The 6,641-nt window shown below is 39.8% G+C and carries 6 protein-coding genes; 4 read left to right on the top strand and 2 right to left on the bottom strand.

Annotated elements, in window-relative coordinates; all coding sequences use genetic code 11:
* Positions 1-69: 69 nt before the first annotated feature.
* Positions 70-591 (top strand): DinB family protein, encoded by a 522-nt coding sequence (locus B3297_RS07070; RefSeq protein WP_070569077.1) that lies wholly within the window; start codon positions 70-72, stop codon positions 589-591.
* Positions 592-641: 50 nt separating this feature from the next.
* On the opposite strand, the gene B3297_RS07065 is transcribed toward B3297_RS07070, so the two are convergent.
* Positions 642-1,097 carry a GNAT family N-acetyltransferase gene (locus B3297_RS07065; RefSeq protein WP_070569080.1) on the bottom strand — a complete coding sequence of 152 codons (456 nt, stop codon included), beginning with the start codon at positions 1,095-1,097 and terminating at the stop codon, positions 642-644.
* Positions 1,098-1,316: 219 nt separating this feature from the next.
* Here B3297_RS07065 and B3297_RS07060 point away from each other — a divergent pair, with 219 nt between their 5' ends.
* From B3297_RS07060 to B3297_RS07050, 3 genes are all read left to right on the top strand, one after another.
* Positions 1,317-2,411, top strand: coding sequence for a PAS domain-containing sensor histidine kinase (locus B3297_RS07060; protein ID WP_070569084.1), 1,095 nt, complete (start codon positions 1,317-1,319; stop codon positions 2,409-2,411).
* A 142-nt stretch (positions 2,412-2,553) separates the two neighbouring features.
* The gene (locus B3297_RS07055; protein WP_286778667.1) at positions 2,554-3,867 is read left to right on the top strand and encodes a sensor histidine kinase; all 1,314 of its coding nucleotides are present in this window, start codon (positions 2,554-2,556) and stop codon (positions 3,865-3,867) included.
* A gap of 128 nt (positions 3,868-3,995) precedes the next feature.
* Positions 3,996-6,116 (top strand): ATP-binding protein, encoded by a 2,121-nt coding sequence (locus B3297_RS07050; RefSeq protein ID WP_286778666.1) that lies wholly within the window; start codon positions 3,996-3,998, stop codon positions 6,114-6,116.
* Positions 6,117-6,218: 102 nt separating this feature from the next.
* Here the strand turns inward: B3297_RS07050 and B3297_RS07045 are convergent, their stop codons facing one another.
* Positions 6,219-6,548 (bottom strand): YegP family protein, encoded by a 330-nt coding sequence (locus B3297_RS07045; protein ID WP_070569093.1) that lies wholly within the window; start codon positions 6,546-6,548, stop codon positions 6,219-6,221.
* Positions 6,549-6,641: the final 93 nt, after the last annotated feature.

Here is a 6,641-nt window from a genome sequence, read left to right as displayed (position 1 = left end):
CATACTGACTTTGACGCATCAATAAGCGAGAATAAACGACCGAAGTAAACACTTACCAAAAAAAATAGGATGAATCGACAAGAACTGATCAAAACTTTTTCTGACAACCACCATACGGTTATTGCCTATATCCAGGCATTACCTGATCCCCTTTTTTTATACCGTAATCATGAAAAATGGACAGCTGGTCAGCAGCTAAAACATATCCTCTTAACGCTTCTACCCTTTCCAAAGATACTGCAATCAAAAGAGTTCATCGTCCAAAAATTCGGCACCCTACAACGTACAACTTGGGATTACGATACGGTACTTAACAATTATCTCAAAACAAGCCTACAGGCACCAAGTCAATTTTTGCCTGAAGATATCCTGCCTGCACAGAAAATGGGCCTTATAACGCAATTAGAAGAAGTAATAACTAAAATTAATCAGTTATTTGCACTGTACAATGAAGAGGAGCTCGATAGCCTAGTCTTACCCCATCCTTTGCTCGGAAAACTCAGTATACGTGAAATGTTTTACCTGATGAGCTATCATCCCCTACACCACCTGAATCAAATTAAGGAAAACTTGGCGTCATTAAATCACTAAGTCGCACCCTATTTTCAACATGTTGCCTGACTAGCATTCATGGTTTGTGTCTATTCCCTTGTATGGACCATATCATATAAATCAAAGCCTTCAGCCCAATAATCTTTATGGATTTCCCGTAGTACAAAACCATTTTTCTTATAAAATCCAAACGTAAATTGAGAGGTGCCGACTTCGATCTTTTCAACCTGATGATGGGCGTAAAGAAAGTCAATGCGATGATGCAATAAGGTTTTTCCAAAACCAAATCCATGATATTTTGGATTTAAAAAACTCCAACTCAAATATCCTGTGCGCTGATCATCGGAAAAACCTACACCGCCGCCACCAATAATTTGTCCGTTAACCAGTGCAACAAAATACGTCTCCATTTCCTGATCCAGATATTCCCTGAAATCGGCAACCTCGCTCTGTGCAAAGTACTTCGGTATATTCATATGAAGAATATCAATCAGTTTATTGCTATCCTGAACATCATATTTCCTAATTTCCAAATACTTATCCATAATTGGTATGATTACAAATCCCTGTCTATTTTAAACTTACATCTCCTGTGAAGTTTCTTAAATATAGGAATAATTTAGTGGGTTTTTATTGCACTATTCCCAAGCATACCCGCTGATCGCATTTTTATTAAAAAACATAAAAAACTATGGCTATTGGCTTGATTTTTGATTAATTTTACGCTCGCACTGTGGCAAGCAGATGATTATTAAACACCCAATATGCAAAAACCTCAAAAGGATTTACCGATTTTTTTTGAAGCATTAAATCAAATGCCGATTGCCACGGCCATTTATGATAATTCGAACCTCAATATCGCATTTGCCAATTCTCGTATGTTAAAAATGTGGCGTACAGAGAATGAAATCGTTGGACATTCCTTTGGAGAGGTTTTTCCGGTTTTTACCCAGGAAGGATTTGCCGATATACTCCGTAACGTCTGGGAAAGCGGTGTTACCTACAAGGCAGTTGAAACTCCCGCAACGATTGTTGACGGTGATTTCAAAATCAAACGCTATTTTGATTTTGAGTATAAGCCACTCTTTGATAAGCGCGGACGAACAAATTCCATCCTCCACACAGCTACCGATGTCACGCATAAGATACACGATGAGAAACCTTTAGATCGAGAAAATATAACTATCAATCCCGCAACCAACCTGCGCATGATATCCTATACACTATCACATGATGCGAAAAATCCCTTGGCACTCGCTAAATTGGGTATAGGTGTACTTAAAGAACATTTGGATATGCAAACCAATAGGCGGCTCGAACTGTATGAGGTCATCGATCAATCACTTGAAAACATCGCTGACATTATCGACAAAACGGTAGAGCTGAGCCTTGCCCCAATGTATAGGCTACGGAAACAACCTGTCCGTTTAGATCTTACATTGCCCAATTGGTGCCGGGAAGCTAAATTATTATTCCGTAGCCCGCATACTGAACTTATCTTTGGAGACCTTTTTCCAGTAAACAGTGATCAAAATGGAGTTTACCAAATCTTTACAAACTTGATCAACAATGCCATTAAATACTCTTCGGCCAATACGAAAGCAGCGCTGCATATTTATAGTGAAAAAGTAACGAACGGTGTGTTATATATTATTAAAGATAATGGTATCGGGATTCCGCAGCATGAACTCAAAAATATCCGTATGGAAAGACTGCGTGGCTCAAATTCAACGGAGTACCAGGGAAAAGGCATCGGATTGTTTATCGTTCAGGAAATTCTTGAAAGGCTCAAAGCGCAGATGACCATTTTCAGTCAGGAAAACCAAGGGACCGAAATTCGTTTGTTTTTTCCAAATTAATAACGTGACGTAGCCTTTTATCTTCCTTTCAGGACAGATTTTGCCAATCTTATCCTGCTATTCAAGAAAAATCATTGTTGAACTCCTGATTTATAGCTAATTTTGAATGTTTAGAAATTGCAAGCAAATCAGACAAGTCTTTATGAATCATTTTCGTAAATATTGGAAACTACTTTCCCATATTGGTGCACATCCGGACATGTCATACATCGATTTCAAACGCGTATACATGATCAATCTGATTGCATTGTTATGTTTATTTCCGACAATTTTCTTTTCAATCTTCAATCTTATCGACCACCGTTATATTTTAGCAGCGATTAACTTCTGCAATTCACTATGTGCGCTTACGGTCCTTCTACTTCAATATTATGAGAAGCGTACTATCGCTAAGGCAACACTGTTGACAAGTAATGCTGTGTTTTTCTTCGCTGGAGCGCTACTTTATAAAAATGGTGGCGAATACTTTTTATTGTGCACATTGATTGTCTCCATGTTGATGTATGATAATCGAAAGATCCATATAGCCCTTTGTATTACGGTAGCTTTTTTGATTTCACTCTTATATCTACTTCCCGATATACTCCCGTTAAGCCAGCAAGTGCCTCGATCTAGGTCTGTTTTCAATATTATCAATGCACTAGCTTTTATGGTCGTCGCAGTCAACTTCTTTCTTGACATCATCTATAAGAATATAAAAAAAATTGAGCAGCAACGCCGCAACTTAGAATCCATGAATCGGGACAAAGAAAAAATCTTTTCTATTATCGCGCACGATATCAAAAGTCCTTTTGCCAATCTGGAAGCACTGGTCTTTATGTTTCGTAATCAAATGCTCGACAGTACAAACTCCCAGGAATACATCCAGCAGATCTTTCAACAAATTACGCAGCAGAATCAGGCGTTGGATGATTTATTGCAATGGGGCAGCAGCAGTATGCAGGGGATCAATACCAAAGCATCACCCCAGTTGATTAAACCTATAATACAACAAATTGTTGAAGTTTTTAATGAGAATGCACAATCTAAACAGCTAAAAATCAATATTGATATACCAAACAACACACAGATAATTGCCAATCGGGATCATACCATCATTATTTTACGCAACTTGATCAGCAATGCGATTAAATTCAGCTATGTGAGCGGGAATATCAACATCTACACCAGCATGGATGAAACCTATACACATATTCATATTCAAGATGAAGGAATAGGAATTAACCCTTCGAAGTCCGCCGTACTTTTTAATGAGATCCAGCAAAAGTCTTTCGGAACGGAAGACGAACCCGGATCGGGCGTAGGCCTTGTTTTATGTAAGGATCTTATTGAGCGGAACAAAGGTGTAGTGAACATCCAAAGCACACCTAATAAGGGATCCGTTTTTACGGTCGGATTGCCATCCTGCCCCAGCCATAAACCACAAACCGAGTTCAAAGTACCCACATGCTGTTAATTCAACTATAGGTTTAGAAATTTTTTGGTGGTTTTATGGAATCATTGAATTGCCGATGAAGAGAGAAAAATTGAATCTCCCTTTTGTAATTAAAACTATATCTTTATAAAAAGAATTACAGGGTCACTATGATAGAGAATACGTTTGGAATGGATATAATGCCTGAAAATGAACATGACCGACTGAATGCCCTCAGACGCTATAAAATAATGGGAACCCCCGCTGAAGCCAGCTTTGATGGAATTGCAAAATTAGCCAGCCAGTTCTTTAATGCCCCTATTGCATTGCTCTCATTGGTGGATGCAGAATCGGTCTATTTCAAAGCAAATATCGGCATGGGCACCACAAAGGAAACGAATCGAGGGCAAAGTTTGTGTAGTCTGGCTATTTTGGACAAGAAAGTAACAGTCTTTGAAGATACATTGGAAGAAGATATCCTACTGACCAATCCAACTGTAATTGGAGACTTTGGGCTACGGTTTTACGCAGGTGCACCCCTTATTACACATGATGGTTTTATGATCGGTTCACTGTGCGTTATGGACAAGCATCCGCGGGCTTTCAGCGCAGCTGATCGACAGATATTAGCAGGTCTTGCACGCACAGCGATGGATCAAATCGAGCTTCGAAGTTCTTCCATCGATAAAATTGATGAGCTTGAGGGCGTCAATATTACCATGGCAACCATGCAACAACGACTGCTCGAACTTAATGACGAAATGGAGCTTGCCAATGACGAACTTTATCGCACGAATAGTCAGCTCAACAAATCCTATGATTTGACAGTGCTACTCAATAAAAATCTCAAAAAAAGTGAACGTCGATTCAGATCCTTTATAGATAAGGCCCCAATAGGCTTTGCGATTTTAACAGGCCGTGAGTTAGTTATTGAAGTTGCCAACGATAGGATGCTCAAGCTCTGGCGCAAAACCGAAATTGTCCTCGGCAAACCACTTGCACAAGCGCTTCCAGAACTTCAGGGACAGCCCTATTTAGGGATATTGGACGATGTCTTTACCACCGGCCAAAACTACATTGGAGATACTGCCTACGCAAGACTTGAGTCTATGGGGGTATTGGGCGATCATTATTTTGATTTTACTTATGAGCCGTTAAAGAATGATGAAGGTGAAACGGAGTCTATTATTGTCATAGCCAATGAAGTTACCGAGCGCATCAAAAGAAACGAACATCTTGAAGCTCTCAACTATCAGTTGGAAATTGCACTAAAAGCTGGTGAACTCGGCTCCTACAATCGCGATATCAGAACAGGAAAAATGGACTGCTCCGAAACCTGTAAAATCAATTTTGGTCTTACCAAAAACGACCGCTTTGACTATGAAGACCTCATGCGAAGCATCGTCCCTGAACACCGCGAAATGGTGTATCAAAAGGTGCAGGACGCTATCCAGAACAAGACCACTTATCACGCTGAATATCTCATCCGTTGGCCTGATGGATCGTTACACTGGATCAATGCATCAGGTCTTCCCAAATACGATCCAGAAGGTCATGCAACTCACCTCATCGGCGTAGTGGCAGATATTACAAAACGAAAGAATTACGAATCACAAAAAGATGACTTCCTGGGCATTGCCAGCCATGAACTAAAGACACCCGTCACGGGCTTAAAGGGAACGATTCAATTGCTGGAACGATTTAAGGACAAAACTGGAAGTGAGATCATTTCAAGGCTTATTGATCAGTCTGCTGTCAATATCAAAAAAATCGTTACACTTGTTGATGACCTGCTCAATATGCATAGAATCAGTGAAGGACAGCTTCATCTCGAAAAAACAACCTTCAAAGCGTCAAAGATTCTTGCCTCCAGTTGTCACAATATCATATCCCAAGGCAATCATCAAGTTAATATTACGGGCGATCTCGATGCAACTATATTTGCTGACGAGCAACGCCTTGAACAAGTGCTTGTTAATTTTGTCAACAATGCCGTTAAATATGCACCAGAATCGAGAGAAATCAATATCACTGTGGAACAGCTGCAAGATTGTATCAAGATAACCGTCAAGGATCAAGGTGAAGGTATTGATCCGGCAGTACAGCCTTTTATTTTTGATCGATATTATAGAGCAAACCATGAAGGCAAATCGTACTCGGGGCTCGGGCTCGGACTCTATATCTCCGCTGAAATTATCAAAAAACACGCGGGTCTAATAGGAGTTGACAGTACGGTAGGCTTGGGCAGCAGTTTCTGGTTTTCCATTCCACGCCCACCAGCGGAAAGATAATCGCAAAAGAGCCGGTAAAAAAACCGGCTCTTTGTTATAAACTCCTATGCGCTTCTATTTACAGACTGCTTATGTGCAGCCGATCGGCATTTCAATATAGACTTAGGCTATCTCCTCAACCGTCGCGTCAGGCGCATTCTTCTTGACAGATTCAATGCCGTTTTCCATACCACTTGCGCTTTCATACATCTCGCTGCTTCCAATAATTTGACCATTGGTCGCCTTGAGATTGAAATAGTACTTACCATTGGTAGCAGTTTTACGATCAAATTTGTTATCGTCCTGAGCATTCTTCTTAACAGATTCAACGCCATTTAAACAGTTTGCTTTAGTTGTATAACCTTCACTGCTTAAAATCACCTGTCCGTTTCCAGCTTTTAGATTAAACTGAAATTCGCCATTTTTCCGAGTTTTTACTTCAAATTTACCCATTTTCTCAATTAATTAAATAAATACATGGTTATTGGAATGAAATCCATACTACAATATAATACTTTTCCATGTCATATGTGTCCTAAATAAATT

It is taken from the genome of Sphingobacterium sp. UBA3519 (assembly GCF_002377215.1).
GTDB lineage: Bacteria > Bacteroidota > Bacteroidia > Sphingobacteriales > Sphingobacteriaceae > Sphingobacterium > Sphingobacterium multivorum.
Note: the sequence above shows the minus strand (reverse complement) of the source record. Positions and strands in the feature narration are given on the sequence as shown.